The sequence below is a fragment of the Haliscomenobacter sp. genome, from assembly GCF_965225875.1.
Classification (GTDB): domain Bacteria; phylum Bacteroidota; class Bacteroidia; order Chitinophagales; family Saprospiraceae; genus Haliscomenobacter.
The window spans coordinates 168,763-185,531 of sequence record NZ_CBDDBS010000002.1 but is presented as its reverse complement, the minus strand read 5'-3'; the positions used below and the strand labels follow the sequence as shown (position 1 = coordinate 185,531).

Annotated in this window: 14 protein-coding genes; 5 read left to right on the top strand and 9 right to left on the bottom strand. The window is 48.4% G+C overall.

The features are described 5' to 3' along the window. The first annotated feature begins 120 nt into the window (after window positions 1-120). Window positions 121-2,046: a sodium:solute symporter family protein gene (locus ACO08K_RS03835; protein WP_421795076.1), complete on the top strand. Its 1,926-nt coding sequence runs from the start codon at window positions 121-123 to the stop codon at window positions 2,044-2,046. Window positions 2,047-2,221: 175 nt separating this feature from the next. On the opposite strand, the gene ACO08K_RS03830 is transcribed toward ACO08K_RS03835, so the two are convergent. After that, a complete protein-coding gene (locus ACO08K_RS03830; protein ID WP_421795075.1) occupies window positions 2,222-3,046 on the bottom strand; it encodes a ZIP family metal transporter in 825 nt (274 codons plus the stop codon). A gap of 138 nt (window positions 3,047-3,184) precedes the next feature. After that, window positions 3,185-4,039 (bottom strand): mechanosensitive ion channel family protein, encoded by an 855-nt coding sequence (locus tag ACO08K_RS03825; RefSeq protein WP_421795074.1) that lies wholly within the window; start codon window positions 4,037-4,039, stop codon window positions 3,185-3,187. Window positions 4,040-4,260: 221 nt separating this feature from the next. Here ACO08K_RS03825 and ACO08K_RS03820 point away from each other — a divergent pair, with 221 nt between their 5' ends. From ACO08K_RS03820 to ACO08K_RS03810, 3 genes are all read left to right on the top strand, one after another. Continuing rightward, window positions 4,261-4,668: an EVE domain-containing protein gene (locus tag ACO08K_RS03820; RefSeq protein ID WP_413776718.1), complete on the top strand. Its 408-nt coding sequence runs from the start codon at window positions 4,261-4,263 to the stop codon at window positions 4,666-4,668. A 353-nt stretch (window positions 4,669-5,021) separates the two neighbouring features. Continuing rightward, complete coding sequence (locus tag ACO08K_RS03815) at window positions 5,022-5,603, top strand: O-methyltransferase (protein ID WP_421795073.1); 582 nt, start codon at window positions 5,022-5,024, stop codon at window positions 5,601-5,603. 30 nt (window positions 5,604-5,633) lie between these two features. Then, window positions 5,634-6,002 carry a nuclear transport factor 2 family protein gene (locus ACO08K_RS03810; RefSeq protein WP_421795072.1) on the top strand — a complete coding sequence of 123 codons (369 nt, stop codon included), beginning with the start codon at window positions 5,634-5,636 and terminating at the stop codon, window positions 6,000-6,002. Window positions 6,003-6,387: 385 nt separating this feature from the next. On the opposite strand, the gene rfaD is transcribed toward ACO08K_RS03810, so the two are convergent. The 3 genes from rfaD to gcvP form a co-directional block, all read right to left on the bottom strand. Next, window positions 6,388-7,362, bottom strand: a complete 975-nt coding sequence (gene rfaD / locus ACO08K_RS03805) for an ADP-glyceromanno-heptose 6-epimerase (RefSeq protein ID WP_421795071.1) — start codon at window positions 7,360-7,362, stop codon at window positions 6,388-6,390. A 59-nt stretch (window positions 7,363-7,421) separates the two neighbouring features. After that, window positions 7,422-8,618, bottom strand: a complete 1,197-nt coding sequence (locus ACO08K_RS03800) for a carboxypeptidase-like regulatory domain-containing protein (RefSeq protein ID WP_421795070.1) — start codon at window positions 8,616-8,618, stop codon at window positions 7,422-7,424. A 66-nt stretch (window positions 8,619-8,684) separates the two neighbouring features. Beyond that, complete coding sequence (gcvP, locus tag ACO08K_RS03795; RefSeq protein WP_421795069.1) at window positions 8,685-11,552, bottom strand: aminomethyl-transferring glycine dehydrogenase; 2,868 nt, start codon at window positions 11,550-11,552, stop codon at window positions 8,685-8,687. Window positions 11,553-11,758: 206 nt separating this feature from the next. Here gcvP and ACO08K_RS03790 point away from each other — a divergent pair, with 206 nt between their 5' ends. Continuing rightward, the gene (locus ACO08K_RS03790; protein WP_421795068.1) at window positions 11,759-12,355 is read left to right on the top strand and encodes a hypothetical protein; all 597 of its coding nucleotides are present in this window, start codon (window positions 11,759-11,761) and stop codon (window positions 12,353-12,355) included. On the opposite strand, the gene ACO08K_RS03785 is transcribed toward ACO08K_RS03790, so the two are convergent. The 4 genes from ACO08K_RS03785 to ACO08K_RS03770 form a co-directional block, all read right to left on the bottom strand. Further along, window positions 12,356-13,411, bottom strand: a complete 1,056-nt coding sequence (locus ACO08K_RS03785) for a GTP-binding protein (RefSeq protein WP_421795067.1) — start codon at window positions 13,409-13,411, stop codon at window positions 12,356-12,358. It abuts the gene before it with no gap. 197 nt (window positions 13,412-13,608) lie between these two features. Beyond that, a complete protein-coding gene (locus tag ACO08K_RS03780; RefSeq protein WP_421795066.1) occupies window positions 13,609-13,791 on the bottom strand; it encodes a hypothetical protein in 183 nt (60 codons plus the stop codon). 4 nt (window positions 13,792-13,795) lie between these two features. Continuing rightward, window positions 13,796-14,122, bottom strand: coding sequence for a hypothetical protein (locus ACO08K_RS03775; protein WP_421795065.1), 327 nt, complete (start codon window positions 14,120-14,122; stop codon window positions 13,796-13,798). After that, entirely contained in the window at window positions 14,122-16,749 is a 2,628-nt protein-coding gene (locus ACO08K_RS03770) for a GH116 family glycosyl hydrolase (protein WP_421795064.1), read from the bottom strand. The genes ACO08K_RS03775 and ACO08K_RS03770 overlap by 1 nt, the downstream gene beginning before the upstream one ends. Window positions 16,750-16,769 lie beyond the last annotated feature (20 nt).

Below are 16,769 nucleotides of genomic sequence, written 5' to 3'. Positions count from 1 at the left end.
GATCTAAAAGCTAGTTTAAAAATGTGGGAACAAGTTATTTTTTTTTCGTTCCTTAGTCTCACATTCCATGTGCTTTAATCATTCGTTTTTTTTGATCACAACAAAAAAATCATCTTTTTCATGCTCTCTACGCTAGATCTCCTGATCATCGCCGCCTATTTCGCGTTGATGATCGTGCTGGGTTTGTACATGCGCAACCAGGCCAAAAAAAGCAAGGACGCCTACCTGATGGGCGGCAAATCATTACCCTGGTACATGCTGGGCTTGAGTGACGCCAGCGATATGTTCGACATCAGTGGTACCATGCTGCTGGTGAGTATGGCCTTTCTCTACGGCTTCAAAAGTGTGTTCATCCCCTGGATGTGGCCGGTTTTTAACCAAATCTTTTTGATGGTATTCCTGAGTCGTTGGCTCAGGCGCAGCAATGCCACTACCGGAGCCGAATGGCTGGGCACCCGCTTTGGCCTCAACGACAAGGGCGTGCGCCAAAGCCACCTGGTAGTCGTCTTTTTTGCCCTCATCCTGTGCATTGGGTATATGGCCTATGCTTTTGTGGGCGTGGGCGAGTTTTTACAAATCTTCTTACCCTACGAGCGAGTCCGCGATGTCCTACCCTTCCTGAGTGCGGGCGAGGGCGCCTATGGCATGGGTACTCCCGAATACGTGGAGGCACTACAAGCTTCAAAGCACCATACTGCACAGTTTTATGGGGTAGTCATTTCCCTGGTCGCTATGTTTTACAGCATTGTGGGAGGTATGCACGGGATTGTACTGGCCGATGTGATCAAGTACTGTGTGATGATCGTTTGTTCCCTGTTTGTAGGGGTGATTGCGATGAATCACCTGGCGCAATCGGATGTGGATATTTTGAGCAAAGTGCCCGGAGGCTGGGATTCACCATTTTTTGGTACCCACCTGGGCCTGGATTGGTCTACTATGCTCAACGATGCCCGGATCAAAATGGAACAAGACGGCTATCAACTCTTTTCCGCCGTGGTTGGGATGATGTTGATCAGTGGCATCATGAAAAGTTTGGCGGGGCCAGCCCCCAATTACGATTGTCAAAAAATCTTGAGCACCCGCAGCCCAGAAGAAGCCGCCAAAATGAGTGGCTTCATTTCAGTGATCCTGATGCCCATTCGGTATTTTATGACCATGGGTTTTTGCGTATTGGGCATCCTGTATTTTGAACAATTGAACCTGACTCGTTTGGGCGAAGGCATCATCAACTTTGAAAGCATCATGCCCGCCGTGATTAGCAAATACCTGCCAGTGGGTTTGATTGGTTTGGTTTTGGCCGGTTTTCTAGGGGCTTTTATGAGCAACTTCAGCGGTACTTTGAACGCGGGCCAGGCTTATTTGGTGAACGACATTTACCTCAAATTTGTCAACCCTCAGGCGGAGCGCAAGCAGGTCATCACCATGAGTTACCTGAGTGGGGTAGTGATGGTGATTTTTGGAATTGGCCTTGGTTTGTTCATCAAGGACGTGAACATGATTTTTAACATCATTACGGCCGGACTTTACGGCGGTTTTGTATGTGCCAATGTGTTGAAATGGTACTGGTGGCGCTTCAATGCGACTGGGTATTTTTATGGGATGTTGGCAGGTATTGTGGCTAGTGCCATTCCACCCGCCCTGTCGGTGAGCGGCATCACCCATTATTTTGATGGTACCCGCATGTTGTATTTCTTTCCGGTGTTCATTGTCATCCAGTTTGTCGCCTGTATTCTGGGGACTTATGCGGCTCCGGCTACGAACCAGGATACCTTGTTGACTTTTTACAAAACGGTGCGGCCTTGGGGTTTTTGGAAACCCATCCACGCTTTGGCTGTAGCGGAAGATCCCACTTTTGAAGGCAACAAAAACTTTGGGGTAAACATGCTCAATTTGTTCCTGGGCATCACCGGACAATTGTTGCTCATGCTGCTGCCCATGTACCTGATTTTGAACAAGTGGACGGGGCTGGGGATTGTGCTGGCCTTGTTGGTTGTTGTGTTTGTGGTGATGAAACGGACCTGGTGGAATCGCTTGACGGATTGGTAGGTTGATGTGCTTTTATGAATTTGATTTTCAAATAAATATTAGAAGTACGCACGATCTAAAGCCCCTCCTCGAAAGTTTTAGACTTTCGAGAAGGTCGAGCAAAGCACTGTTTCGTTGCTTAACCTCCTCGAAAGTCTAAAACTTTCGAGGAGGGATTTTAGATTTGCGTAAATCCTTACCCCAGCGCCACATCCAAAACCATCATGATGCTAAACCCCGTCAATGTCGCCATGGTCGCCAAATCGGTATTGCCCGCTTGCTGCGCCTCGGGGATCAATTCTTCTACCACCACATAAATCATGGCACCCGCAGCAAAAGCCAAGGCATAAGGCAAAATTGGCTGCATCACCAACACCGCAGCGGCACCAATTACCCCGGCGATGGGCTCCACTACGCCCGACAACTGCCCATACCAAAAAGCTTTCCGACGCGTCATACCTTCCCGGCGCAAGGGCACGGATACAGCAGTACCTTCAGGGAAGTTTTGAATGCCAATCCCGATGGCTAAGGCTACGGCTGCACCCAAACTGGCACTGGGAATGCCTTGAGCCACTGCACCAAAAGCCACTCCGACCGCCAAACCTTCCGGGATGTTGTGCAGGGTAATGGCCAACACCAGCAAAATGCTGCGCCGCCAACTGGTAGGTACACCCTCCGCTTTGTCTAACCCCAGGTGCAAGTGGGGCAGATACTGATCGATAAAATGCAGGAACAAACCGCCACCCATAAAACCGACTAGGGCAGGCAGCCAGGCGGGTAAACGTTTACCCTCACTCATTTCAATCGCTGGAGCCAGCAGCGACCAAAAGCTGGCGGCAATCATCACCCCAGCGGCCAGGCCCAGCATGGCATCAAGTACTTTTTGATTGATGGTTTTGAAGAAAAAAACCAATGAGGCCCCTAATGCCGTCACCCCCCAGGTGAAACAGGTGGCCAACAAGGCTTGCAGGACTGGATGCAAGCCGATGAAACTCTCGGTAATGGTATTGATCGATAACATAGCTTGATCTTTATTTGATGAATCAAAAATATAATTTAGATTAGTCTAAATAAAGATTGAGGCACTGCTTTTTACGACTACAATGAGCGGTTTTTACGATTTAAAAAGAAACTAAAATTCGGGTAGTTGTGATATGAATTACACCTCTTCAATCTTTGAAGCCTTGATTTGTGGCAGTTGAGGAACATTGATCCCGGCTTGATCAAAACGTTTTTTTACGGATTCAAACATATCACAAGAGATGACAAAGGCATCGGCAGAGTTTTTGGCCCAAACCCAGGCGCGCACCCGGATGCCGTATTCATCGACGCGAATCACCCGAACCAAAATTTCCGGCTTACCGTTCACAATGTCCTCGGGAGTGCGATTGTCGCAGCGCAGGGGATGTTTTATGGCTTCGTCGAACAGGATACTTTTGACCAAATCAATATCCGACCGAACATCCACAGAAATTTCAAACCAGGTACAAATTTTATCATCCGCAAAATCAGCATTGATGATGATTTCCTGATTGATCACTGAATTGGGAATGATGATGCGGCGGTTTTCAAAATCGCGGATGATGGTGTGCCGCAGGGTGATGTCTTCGACTTGCCCGCTGAGTTTGTTGTCGCGCAAACGCAAACGATCATTGATGCTAAAGGGCTTAAAAATAACAATAAATATACCGCTCACAATGTTCGACAAGGCATTTTGCGAAGCCAAACCAATCGCCACTGCCAAAATCCCTGCAGCCCCTAACAATGAGGTTGCGATCGCTTTTAAACTCGGCACCGAAGCAATGGCCCAACTGATGCCAATCACATAGATCAACCCCGACAAAAAATGTCGCAAAAAGTGGTAGTGAATGGGATCACCCTTGATCAGTTTGATGGCTTTTTCAATGAAACGTTTGGAGACGCGATCCATGATGTAGGCCACAATGGAAGTGGCCAGCAAAATGCCGAGAAAGGTGACGACCAGGCCGAAATGGGTGCGGAAGAATTCGTTCATTGCAGAGTGTGTGCTTGAGGGTAAAGGTAGTTGGTTTTTTAGAGATAAGAACAATAAAAAAGCTGGGATGGATCAGGACTAATCCGAAAAAATGAAAGAACATTGTAATGTTATAATTCCAAAAAATTAGCCCATATATCTACCTCTCCCACAAAATCCTCGCCTCACCTTCCCCAATCCCCCAATCTTTCCTACCTTGCAGCTTCAAAAAACAAAGCACGATGAACTACTGGCTCGTCAAATCCGAACCCGACGCTTACAGCTACGATGAACTAGAACGCACTGGCCGCGGCATGTGGGATGGTGTGCGCAACTACGCCGCCCGCAACAACCTGCGTGCCATGCAGGAAGGCGATCAGGTCCTGTTTTACCACAGCAACATTGGTCTGGAGGTGGTGGGTATTTGCCAGGTAGCCAAAGAGCATTACCCCGACCCTACGGCTGAATCGGGCGATTGGTCGGTGGTGGAAGTGACTCCGGTGCGGCGTTTGAAGCGGGGAGTTACCTTGAAAGAAATCAAGGCGACGCCGGAATTGGCGAACATTGGTTTGATTAAGTTGAGCCGTTTGTCGGTGATGCCGGTGACGGCAGAGGAGTTTGAAAAAATCCTCGCAATGAGTGAGGAGTAGTGTGTCGCTTTGGTCTAAGCGCCAAAGGCGCAAAAAACTAAGGTGTCCTAAGGTGTCTAAGGTGGTTCAATTTAAAATGGCTCTGCGAGCCATACTTTTTGTTTTGAACCACCTTAGGCACATTAGGACACCTTAGGTAGACATCGCTAACCATTTTCCGCCATCCCCTCCTCTAATCATTCCGCCGAAGCCTTTAGAAAACACCAAAAAGCCTGTTTCTCCAGCTTTGAAAAGAGCCCTCAACCAAAATTGCCAGACAACAAAAGGCCATTGCTTGGGATCGTAAATCATCAATTTTCAAATCCAGCCTGCCATCGAAAAACCAGTAGTTTGTTGCCCAGAAACAAAACTACATGAACGACGCAAACATTCTGGACAAACCGAAAATCCACCCGGCCATTGAAGCCAAATGCCAGGAAATCGGCTTTACCATGCCTTCCGACCTATACATCGGCACTTTACTAAAAACCTTGATCAGCTCCAAACCAGCCGCTAATGTGCTTGAACTGGGTACTGGAATCGGCCTGTCCCTGTCCTGGATGATCGACGGACTGGATGCCCATTCCAAACTTACCACCGTTGACAATGACCCGGCCTTATGTGCCATCGCACAGGATTTTTTTGGTACTGATTCTCGCCTCAACATCGTTTGTGCAGAAGGAACCGAATGGATCAAAAATTACCAGGGCGATGCTTTCGACCTGATTTTTGCCGACGCCTGGCCCGGTAAATACAGCGAGATCAATGAAACCCTGGCTTTGCTGAAAATTGGCGGCTTTTACGTGATTGATGATATGTCGGCACAACCCAATTGGCCGGCCGGACACCAGGACAAGGTGGATGCACTGGTGGCTTATCTGGAGCAACGCGAAGACCTGACTTTAACCAAAATGAATTGGTCAACTGGCGTCATCGTTGCAACCAGAAGGAGCTGAAACTTGTATTCTTTCCTAAATCCATAACCTATGCCCAAAACAGAAACCTTGGAGCGCTTCATCGCCATGGTGGAGTCCAACCAACACGACCTGGCCATTGAAACCTTTTATACTGAGGATGCGACCATGCAGGAAAACCAATCCCCACCCCGGGTTGGGCGAGATTTTTTGGTCGCCAATGAAAAGAGTGTACTGGAAAGAGTGGCCAGTGTCAGTTCAAAATGTATCCGCCCTGTGTTTGTTGATGGCGATTTGGTGGTGATCCGCTGGGTATTCAAATTCACCTACAAAAACGGAACGGGTTCAGAGATCGAGGAATTGGCGTACCAGCGCTGGAACGGCGAGCTCATCCAGCAAGAGCAATTCTTTTACGATCCCAAACAAATGATTCCGAAATAAGCAGGTTTAATAACTCACATTACGCATTTTATTTACCGCAGAGTTTCACCGAGTACACGCAGAGTTTCGCGGAGTTTTTTTAGGAGCACCTGCGGTGCGGATAGGCTACGGAGGTCGCCATTGTTGAAGCTTGGGTCCTTTTACCTTTTATCAACTTATTTACATTATCACTGGCTTGTTTTAAGCAAGATTTTTCTGGAACACAACCTCCAGCCACCACAGGTGGCGAACTCCTTAAAACTAAAAAACTCCGCGAAACTCTGCGTGTACTCGGTGAAACTCTGCGGTAAAAAACCTACGGTTAAATTGAAATCGCAATATGTATCAAAGATGCTCATTTTACTTTCATCAGGTGAAGTCTATGAACAGCACTCCGTAATGTGAGTTAATAAATCTTTGGCCCTAAACCCTCCAATAAATACCCCTTGACGTAATCTTCGATACCCGCTTCCAAACTGTAAAATGGCTCAGCATAACCCACACTGTGCAACTTGGCCATGTTGGCTTCGGTGAAGTATTGATAGGTGTCTCTGATATCAGCAGGGGTGTCCACAAAACTGATTTTGGGTTCCAGCCCCATGGCCTTGAAGGTATTGCTGGCCAAATCCAGGAAGGTGCGAGCCTGGCCCGTACCCAGGTTGTACAAGCCATTTTGAGGGCGGTTTAGGTACAAAAAGTACATCACCTTCAAAACGTCTTTGACATAAATGAAGTCCCGGCTTTGTTCACCATCCTTAAAATCTGGGCGGTGGGAGCGGAACAATTTCATGCCACCAGTTTCTTTGATTTGGCGATAGGTATGCCAAATTACCGAGGCCATGCGCCCTTTGTGGTATTCATTGGGGCCGTAAACGTTGAAAAACTTCAAACCAGCCCAAAATGGCGGTGTCTTTTCCTGCTGTAAAGCCCAGATGTCGAAGTCGTTTTTGGAGCGCCCGTAGGGATTGAGTGGCTGCAATTGGCTAACTATTTCGTGTTGATCCTCGTAGCCCAACTCGCCCAAGCCATAGGTAGCTGCACTGGATGCGTAAATCAGCGGAATGTTGAAACGGGTGCATTGCTCCCACAATTGTTGAGTGTAATGCAGGTTCAGGTGGTCAAAAATGGCCGTGTCCTGTTCGGTGGTGTCGGTGCGGGCACCCAAATGGAAAATGAAATCTACGCTGGCATGCATGCGCTCCAGCCAGGAAAACAGTTGCTCCCGATCCAATTTTTGGATGTAGGACTTACCCAGGAGGTTGCGGTTTTTATCCGCCCGACTGAATTCATCTACCACCACGAGGTTTAAATGCCCGGCATCGTTGAGTTGCCGTACCATGGCACTACCAATAAAGCCTGCTGCTCCAGTTACGATAATCATTGGAAATGGGTTGAATATTGGGGTAAAGGTATAAAATAGCTGTGCTTAAAACAGAACAATCACTCCTTTTTTGGCGGCGGCTGATAATCCAGGGGCAATAAATCGCCCAACAATTGTGATGCCCAAAAGCCCTCTACCCGTACCGCAGCGGGTTCGAGGATGCGGCCCGTTGCATCCAGTTCGATGGATGGTTTGTCCAGAAAAATCAGGGAGGTACGCGGACCGTACTGGCCGGGTGCCCAGGAGTAGGTGGATTTGGAGTATTTGACCTGTAAGTAGTTTTTGAAATGTAAAAAAAGACTGGAATCTTTTTCTACCACAAAATCTGGATAATCCACTTTGTTGGTGTCCACCCTTTCAATAAACCTTTGCACCTCAGAGGCATAAAGCGCCTCTTGATAAGGGTTGTTTTTGCGTACAGCTTGATAAAAAGGGATTTTTTTCAAAGCGTTTAAGGCAGATTTGGTCTGGGAAGTTTCCCGGAAATTGGGATTGGGCATTCGCTCTACCCAGTGCAACTCAAACCCGTCTTCCTGCAGTTTTCGCTGACGCACAGCATGACCAAAGTGCAACAAAGAACCTTCATACGCCAATAGTTGATTGTTTTTCCAGCGCCGCTCCTGTTGCTTGTTGCCGGTCATGAAGGTAAAAAAAGGATAACCCGTAATGATGAAATTGTGATTGACCACATTGTATTCGTATTGGCGTAGTTCGTAGGTTATTTTGTAGCCAAAAGCTTTGTGTTCAATCTGTAGCGGCTCATCGGCGCTTGCCCGCATGGTAAAAGTGGCCGTATCATAAGCAAATTGCAAAACCTCGGGATTGAGAATGGTACAATCGCTGGCAAAAAATGTGGTGCCGATGGCCAGTTCTTTAAACACTTCCAGGTTTTCGTACCAGGCCTTCCCACGTTTGGAATTCACTTCAAAGGCCTTCATTTCATTGACCTTTGGGACCAGTTTAAAAACCAAAATTTTGTCTGCATAAGATTCCGTAATGGGAAAAATCAAGGTCTCATAACCCAGATAGGAAACCACCAGCTCAACCTGCAAGCCCATCGACTTGATGCTGAATTTTCCCTCAATATCACTTTGGACTCCAATGGTAGTATTGTTGTAATAAACGTTGGCGAAGGCCAGCGGCTCGTTGGTGCTGGCGTCGACAATGCGGCCCCTTAAGTTTTGAGTATGTCCAGCAGATGCCAATCCAACAATCAGCAGAAAAGAAAACCATATAGGCAATTGGCAAGCTGGCATAGGCGGGAGATGAAGGGTTCCAAGTTTCAGGGCGCTAAACCCTGAAACTCGGAACCAACAAAACAATTATTCTGCATACGCCTCCAAAGGCGGACAAGTACAAATCAAATTCCGGTCTCCAAAAGCGTTGTCGATCCGGCTCACCGAAGGCCAGAACTTAAAGCCCTGGCGCAGGTAGGGCAGGGGATAGGCCGCTTTTTCACGGGAGTAGCTGTAAGGCCATTCATCCGCAGTGACCAGATCAGCCGTGTGTGGCGCATTGCTCAGAACATTGGATTTTGGATCCGCTTCACCCGTAGCGATTTCGTCAATTTCTTTCCGAATCAACAATAGGGCGTCACAGAAACGATCCAGTTCGTCCAAACTTTCACTCTCCGTCGGCTCGATCATGATCGTACCAGCCACCGGGAACGAGAGGGTAGGCGCGTGGAAACCATAATCCATCAAACGTTTGGCCACATCTTCCGCACTGATTAAGGCTTTGAAGGGGCGCAAGTCGACGATCAACTCGTGGGCGCTGCGGCCTTTTTCACCCGTATACAACACCTCGTACTGGCCTTCCAGACGGGCTTTGATGTAGTTGGCGTTCAGGATGGCGTATTCAGTAGAAGCTTTTACCCCCACTTTACCCAACATGCGCACATAGCCGTAGCTGATCAGCAGGATGCTGGCACTGCCCCATGGCGCAGCAGATACGGCGTGGATGCCATGATCACCACCGGTAGCAACCAGGGCGTGTTTGGGCAAAAATGGCTTCAAACTGTTGTTGACACAAATTGGTCCCATGCCCGGGCCGCCGCCACCGTGTGGAATGGCGAATGTTTTGTGCAGGTTCAGGTGACACACATCCGCACCAATTTCGGCAGGACTGGTCAGGCCTACCTGGGCGTTCATGTTGGCACCGTCCATGTATACTTTGCCACCGTGTTGGTGGATGATGGCACAAATTTCCTTGATTCGGGTTTCAAACACCCCGTGAGTAGAGGGGTAAGTCACCATCAGACAGGACAGATTGGCGCTGTGTTTTTCGGCTTTGGCACCCAGGTCTTCCAAGTCGATGTTGCCCTGGTCGTCGCAGCTAACCACTACCACTTCCATACCCGCCATTACGGCGCTGGCTGGGTTGGTACCATGCGCAGAGGATGGAATCAGGGCCACATTGCGGTGGGTGTTGCCATTGGCTTCGTGGTAGGCACGAATGGTCAACAAACCGGCGTATTCCCCTTGTGCGCCAGAATTGGGCTGCAAGGAGCAGGCATCAAACCCGGTGCAGGCACAAAGGTAGGCCTCCAGTTCTTCAAAAATTTGCTGGTAACCCTTGGCCTGATCAGCAGGAATGAAAGGATGCAAATTGGCAAAAGCTGGCCAACTTACCGGCATCAACTCACTGGCCGCATTGAGCTTCATGGTACAGGAGCCCAATGGGATCATGGAATGCGTCAGAGACAAGTCCCGGTTTTCCAGGCGCTTGATGTAGCGCATCATTTTGCTCTCGGTATGGTAGCTGTTGAACACCGGATGGCTCAGGTATTCGCTGTCGCGCTGGAGTGGAGCGGGGATTTGTGGCGTAAGGGTTCCACTAAAATCAATGCTTGCGTTGGCATTTTTGACTTTGGCAAAAACCGCTACGATGTCGCTCAAATCAACCGGCAGAACCGTTTCATCCAGGGTAATTTGTACGGCCCCTGCTGGGTAGTAAAAATTGATTCCGGCAGCCAGTGCAGCCTTTTGAATGGCTTGCTGGGTAGCAGCGTCGGTTTCAATGAACAAGGTATCGAAGTAGTGGGCATTCTTTTGGGTATAGCCAAGCGCTTGCAGGTTTTTGGCCAAAATTTGCGCACTGCTGTGCACCCGCTGGGCAATGGCTTTGATGCCCTTGGGCCCGTGATAGGCCGCGTACATGCCCGCCATGATGGCCAACAATGCCTGTGCTGTACAGATATTGGAAGTCGCTTTTTCGCGGCGGATGTGTTGCTCGCGGGTTTGCAGCGCCATGCGCAGCGCCCGTTTGCCGTGGCTATCTACTGATACCCCGATGATGCGACCGGGGATCAAACGTTTGTATTCGTCTTTGGTGGCAAAAAAGGCAGCGTGTGGACCACCATAACCCATGGGCACACCAAAACGTTGGGAGTTGCCAACTACCGCGTCGGCACCCCATTCACCCGGAGGGGTTAGCAGGGCCAGGGCCAGCAGGTCGGAACATACCGTAACCGTAATGTCTTTGGCGTGTGCTTCCTCGGTCAGGGCGCGGTAATCTTCCACCGATCCATTTCCGGCAGGGTATTGGAGCAAGATGCCGAAGCAGTTTTCATCCAAAACAAAATCAGCAACCGATTTAATCACCACCTCAATCCCCAGTGGCTTGGCCCGGGTGATCAGCAAATCGATGGTTTGTGGATAAACCTGATCAGAAACCAGATAGGTATTGGCCGTTTTGCGTTTTTTGCTCACCACACTGTGGAACATCGCCATGGCTTCCGCAGCAGCAGTACCTTCATCCAACAAAGAAGCGTTGGCAATAGGCAATGCGGTCATATCGCTGACCATGGTCTGGAAATTGAGCAATGCTTCCAAACGACCCTGGGCAATTTCCGCCTGGTAGGGCGTGTACTGGGTGTACCAACCTGGGTTTTGGAAAATATTGCGCGAAATGACCGATGGCGTAATGGTTCCGTAATACCCCAATCCGAGGTAAGAGCGGAAAACCTGGTTTTTCGCGGCTATTTTTTCTAACTCACGCAAGTACTCGAATTCAGAAAGTGCGTCCGGTAGGGCCAGGTCACCTTTGAGGCGAATGGCAGCGGGTACCGTTTCATCGATGAGTTGATCGAGGGAAGAAACGCCGATTGCGGTCAACATTTCCTGTAATTCTGCGGCATTGGGGCCAATATGTCGATCAATGAACTGATCAAAAAATGTCATTGTGCTCATGTTGCAAAACCCTGCTTGGTTTGGTTAGGAAAAAGAAAGCGCAAAGGTACTAATTCACCACATAAAAATAGTGGTTCGATTGTGCATAATTGCCATGACAAAGATCATTTGCGCTACACAGGAACTCAAATGGAGTACCAATGGTTGAGTATTTTTGATTTTAATTCTAACTTTAGTCGAAATTCACAAATCCAAACCCTATAATCATGAAAAACATCCAATTCCCAGTTCAATTCACCTTCAAAATTGGTACCCTTTCCAACGATTTTTTGGTTGAAGACGCGATGGGCAATGACATTGGCTACGTGCGCCAAAAAATGCTCAAAATGGTTGATGAGGTGGTTGTGTACGACAATGACCTCAAATCCAATATTTTATTTACCATCAAAGCCAACAAATGGATTGATTTTTCTGCCACCTATACCTTTACCAATCACCTGGGCCAGGAAATTGGCCGGATTGGCCGCAAAGGCTGGGCTTCAATCTGGAAAGCCCGTTATGAAATTTTTGATGAAAAGGCGAACCAGGATTTGCTGATCCAGGAAGAAAATGGCTGGATCAAGGTAGCGGATGCGGTACTCAGCGAAATTCCCATCCTGGGTTTATTTACCGGATACCTTTTCAACCCTTCTTACATCGTTACCCGCCCTGACGGCACCGAAGTCATTCGTTTGAAAAAGCAGCCTTCGCTGGTTGGTCGGCGCTTTTTACTGGAAAAACTGAACAACTTCGAGCCAGGGGAAGAGGAACGAGTGATCCTGGGGCTGATGATGATGATTTTGATGGAAAGACGGAGAGGTTAATTAGGACATCCGAAAAATTGGCCTTGGGTACCCCGGTTGAAAGGCAGCCTCCTGATGCAGCGATAACTTATAATCGTATTGGCTTTCAATGGTTCTGCAAGCTTCCCGGATGAGGTGTTGAATCTCCTCCGGGGTGCTTTCCACCCGCATGTTGAGGAGCAAATTGACGGAGGATTTGGGGAAAATATTGAGTTGGGCCGCAGCTTGAAAGTTATTGGTAAAACTGACCTTGGTTTCGCCGTCAATTAAAAACTTGAGGTGCCCGATGTTGTAGCCCTGAGCCACGGTTTTGTGGTAAATTTCATTGATCAGGTATTCAGTGCCTTGCAGCGCATTTTCGCCAGATACTTCCATAGATTGATCCAGCCAGGCCAACCTGGCCTCACCTTGAGCGTAGGTGTCGTAGTCAATTTGCAGGGATTTAAGCTGGGAGGTCTGGGTGTTGGCATCAATGGTGTCCAACCAGGTTTTCAGACTATCTTGGTCAAAAGTATTTTGGTACAACAAGATTTTTTCGCCAAACTTTTCCTGCATCAATTCCTGGATTTCATCCAAAGCTTCAGCAGAAATCAGGTCGATTTTGGTCACCACAATTATCCCCGCTTCTTCGAGTTGCTTTTTAAAAATGTACAAAATCGATTCATCAAAACTGGAGGCATTCTCCCCAAGGATCAATTGGAGCAGGCGAACGTCAGCAAAGGTGGAAAGACTTACTTGTGCAATGGGCCGATATTGGAGTAGGGGTTTTAATACCGTGGCAACGATGTCGGTACAAGAACCCACCGATTCTGCAAAAATCACTTCCACCTGGTGCTCTTCCAGCAAAGCCTGAATGTTGTCGTCCAGATCCTGGTAATTGCAGCAAAAACAGCCATTGATCACTTGTTTGCTGGGAATGTTTTGGTTTTTAAACAGTCCATGATCCACCAGAATCATCCCCTGGTCGTTGGTGATGACGCCAATTTTTTGACCAGCCTGGATCAATTGGACGGCGGCCTGATGGATGGCGGTGGTTTTTCCACTGCCCAAAAAACCGCTTAAAAGGTGAATTTTCATGGTTTTTTATTTTGAACAAACGCTTGATGCAGGCTCCTGGACATTTTGCTCGGAGGACATCAATTGCCACGTGCTTTAGCGCGTGGATCTGGCTTCCCCTTTTGACCGGGCTTTAGCCCAATGCTTAATTTTCAAACCAGGGCTAAAGCCCAAATCCGAGGGTATTCCTCTAACCCCAGGCTAAAGCCAGGGGCTATTCAATCATTATTCAGGCTAAAGCCTGGAGGTTTTCGATTATCTTTCAGGCTGATGAAGTTTTTAAAAGAAAGCGTTCCTAAATGAGTCAGAAATTGAGAAAAGCGGGCAGTTACAAAAGATCGTTTATTTCCAAAAATTTCATCAGCCTGGGGTAATTGATGTCCTCCGAGCAGAATTTCCAATAATTTATACCTCATAACAATCACAATCCTCCTCACATTTCGGCGGCACCTGCAAAGGATACCCCAGCATAATTTCCGCCTCGGTAGCCTCACGCACCGCATCGATGATGACTTCAAAAACAAAGTCTTCATGTGCGGAGAGGGTTAAAGATACGCGAGGTTTATCGCCAACTTTGAACCCATTCAGTTGCTTTTGCAAATCGGGGTGAATGGCCGCTGAGCCTTGTAAAAACCCGATTGGGTCACGACTCAGCGTATCTTCCAGGATATCTCCGGCCTGATTTTTCATCAAATAGCGGATAAAAACCACCCGATTATTCTCGATTTGCATCAGCTGGTTTTTGCTTTAACTACGGTTTTTTGAACGTCGATTTTGCCATAAACCGCCTGTACCGTTACCTTTCCTGCTTTCAAGCTAACTGTGCCAAATCCAGTTTCCGTTGACAGGAAGGAAGTGAAATCCCCAATTTTGGAATCGACATACAAGGTTTTGTCCACTGCATCGTAACGTACTCCGGTAAGCGCCTGCAAGTAGCCATAACTGGACAAAGCCCGGCCGTACCAGTGGCCACATTCGTATTCGTTAAAGGGGTTGCGGATACGCCCATCGTAACGGTTGCGGCTGACTTGCAGGATTTCTAGACCCTCAGCTACATTGCCGACCAACATCAAGTGGGATGCAACCTGGTGTTCAATGCCCGTCCATACTTCATCGCTGTATACAAATGGTAGAGAGAGCTTGCCGCCCTTGGGCCAGGAACAAAGTAACAAACCGCCGTCGTCACCAAACGCAAAGGAGGGGCGTTGGGGATTGGCATGTTCGCTCAGGTTTTGTTTCAAGTTGTATTTGTGCACGGCTTTGAGGTGGCTTTTGATTTTGACTTGATCCACCACATCGTTCAAGCCGCACATCAGCGCGATCCAGGAACCCAGTACACCATCGGAAAGACAACCTTTGCCGTATTGGTATTTTGGGCCTTCTTTTACCAATAACTCCTTGGCCTCTTTGGAGTATTCACCACCAAAACTCTGGGCTTTGGTTGGGTCTTCGGCGGCCAAACCTTTAAACTGAATGTCCTGGATGAAAAACTCTCCATCGTAGAGGCGGGTTTCCATTTCTTTTTTGCCTTTTTCCAGAATGGACTTGTAGCGGGCCATGTCCTTTTTGAGGTAGCTACCCATGGCAATGAGTGCATTCAAGGCCCCGAGATAAAAGCTGCTGTGCATGCCATCCGCGCCCCAAAATTCAATGTCGTAGGTATTGTGGTGGGGTTCTTCGAGTACTCCTTTTTCTTTCGGATCCCAGGTACTGATGCAATAATCCAGGCTCTTTTTCACCATGGGGTAAATCTTTTTGAGCCAGGTATCGTCGCCACTGATGCGCCACTCGCGGTGCACTTTCATGATGCCACCCAATTGGCCATCGGCAGCAGCATGGAATTCGTGGGTGTTGGGCGTAATCGGCAAACGGGTGCGGAAGTTTTGGTGCCCCTTGTCGTCCTGGCTTTCACAAAATTCCGTATTGCGTAAGCTGCGTTCCAGAGCCGGGAATAAGTGGGCCATGGCTTGAGCGTAGTTCCACACGTGGGTACATGAGCCGTGACAACAACCCCAGGAATCCCCACAACCTTCAAAATTCCACAAACGGCCATCGTATTGCCGCATCACGGTGGGGGATTTGAGGATGGTCAGGTTGGCTGCTACTGCTTCGATGACTTCGAGCGGCAGGGTGCTTTTGTAAAACGCATCAGTAAAAAGCAAGGTGTTTTTGCGCAGCTCGGGGTATTGATTTTGCCAAAAAGCAGCTACTTCTTCAATGTTTTTGAACTGACTGCTGTACCAGGGTTTGAAATATTGTCCAGCAAAATCCTGGTCGTATTTGTCCAAACCAATATCACCAGGAGAGTTGCAACAGCCGGATTCAGGATCGCAGTTTTCCTTGCGAATGCCCAATGCGCCGTGGGTTTGTTTGGAGTCGGGTGTATACCAGGCCACGAACACCTTGATGGTTTTTTCCTGACCTTTTGCCAAGCTGAAGGGTACGTAAAGTGAAGCACCTGGTGCGGCTTTTTCTACGGGAGCCACTGCCTTGGTTTCCGCATTTTTGACTGTATTCCAGGCCATCGTGAGGGGATCCCACCAGCCGCCGCGAAACCAGCAATGGTCAACGATGGTGTTGTCTTCTTCGGTGAAAAAGGCAAAATCACTGCGCAAGGGATCCTCTTTAGTGCCTTCTTCGCTTAGGATAAATCCATTTTTCAGCGGGCGGATCAGGTTGTTTCCTCCATTGACTTTTAAAAAATTGGGGGAATTGATGGAAAAAATGGCCTCAAGGGTTTTTTCACCCAGATTTTTAAAACTGTATTCCAGTGCACCAATGGGCAGGCTGGAGTTGTTTTCGTCGGTGGGAATAAAGGGGCTCCAACCGGTGAGGCGTACTTTCAGCGGTAGGTCTTTGTCGGCGAGGTCAATGTGTGAAAAGGGAAAGCGAATGCTGCAAGTGGCCTGGCGAAAATGGGGCAAACCCGTAGTCGCTCCGGTCGCGCCATTGCCAGCATCGCGTTGCCCAAATTTTTTCCAATTGGGTGGAGGGCCTTCGAGCACTTTGGCGCCATTGGGCAATCCTTTGACGGAAATAGCTGCAAAAATATTGGGTACGCTAAAAATATCGGGTTTGTTTTTGATCGACATGTGGGAAATCGCCCCGGTTCCTTCCAAACAAAACATACCGGCCCCGATGCCCCCAATTGGAAAGGCGACTTGATTCAAGTATTCACCAGTGTAAGGGGAATTGTAGGGGCGGAGGCGTTTGGATGGTTGTTCAACCTCAACGTTGGTTTGTTCATTTTCTCGCAACCTGATTTCCTCCGCTTTGCTTACGTTGAGTGGGAGGGTAGCACCCAGGGTGCCGATACCAATGTTGCGGATGAATGCGCGGCGATCTGATGTTTTTTTCATTGGCAAAAGTTAAAGGTGTT

Excerpts from the sequence above, each read along its gene's own strand:
- ACO08K_RS03815 (WP_421795073.1), top strand. The coding sequence starts at position 5,022 with ATGAACGACGCAAACATTCTGGACAAACCGAAAATCCACCCGGCCATT.
- ACO08K_RS03820 (WP_413776718.1), top strand. The coding sequence starts at position 4,261 with ATGAACTACTGGCTCGTCAAATCCGAACCCGACGCTTACAGCTACGAT.
- ACO08K_RS03790 (WP_421795068.1), top strand. The coding sequence starts at position 11,759 with ATGAAAAACATCCAATTCCCAGTTCAATTCACCTTCAAAATTGGTACC.
- rfaD (WP_421795071.1), bottom strand. The coding sequence starts at position 7,362 with ATGATTATCGTAACTGGAGCAGCAGGCTTTATTGGTAGTGCCATGGTA.
- ACO08K_RS03810 (WP_421795072.1), top strand. The coding sequence starts at position 5,634 with ATGCCCAAAACAGAAACCTTGGAGCGCTTCATCGCCATGGTGGAGTCC.
- ACO08K_RS03770 (WP_421795064.1), bottom strand. The coding sequence starts at position 16,749 with ATGAAAAAAACATCAGATCGCCGCGCATTCATCCGCAACATTGGTATC.
- ACO08K_RS03800 (WP_421795070.1), bottom strand. The coding sequence starts at position 8,618 with ATGCCAGCTTGCCAATTGCCTATATGGTTTTCTTTTCTGCTGATTGTT.
- ACO08K_RS03825 (WP_421795074.1), bottom strand. The coding sequence starts at position 4,039 with ATGAACGAATTCTTCCGCACCCATTTCGGCCTGGTCGTCACCTTTCTC.
- gcvP (WP_421795069.1), bottom strand. The coding sequence starts at position 11,552 with ATGAGCACAATGACATTTTTTGATCAGTTCATTGATCGACATATTGGC.
- ACO08K_RS03830 (WP_421795075.1), bottom strand. The coding sequence starts at position 3,046 with ATGTTATCGATCAATACCATTACCGAGAGTTTCATCGGCTTGCATCCA.
- ACO08K_RS03775 (WP_421795065.1), bottom strand. The coding sequence starts at position 14,122 with ATGCAAATCGAGAATAATCGGGTGGTTTTTATCCGCTATTTGATGAAA.
- ACO08K_RS03785 (WP_421795067.1), bottom strand. The coding sequence starts at position 13,411 with ATGAAAATTCACCTTTTAAGCGGTTTTTTGGGCAGTGGAAAAACCACC.
- ACO08K_RS03835 (WP_421795076.1), top strand. The coding sequence starts at position 121 with ATGCTCTCTACGCTAGATCTCCTGATCATCGCCGCCTATTTCGCGTTG.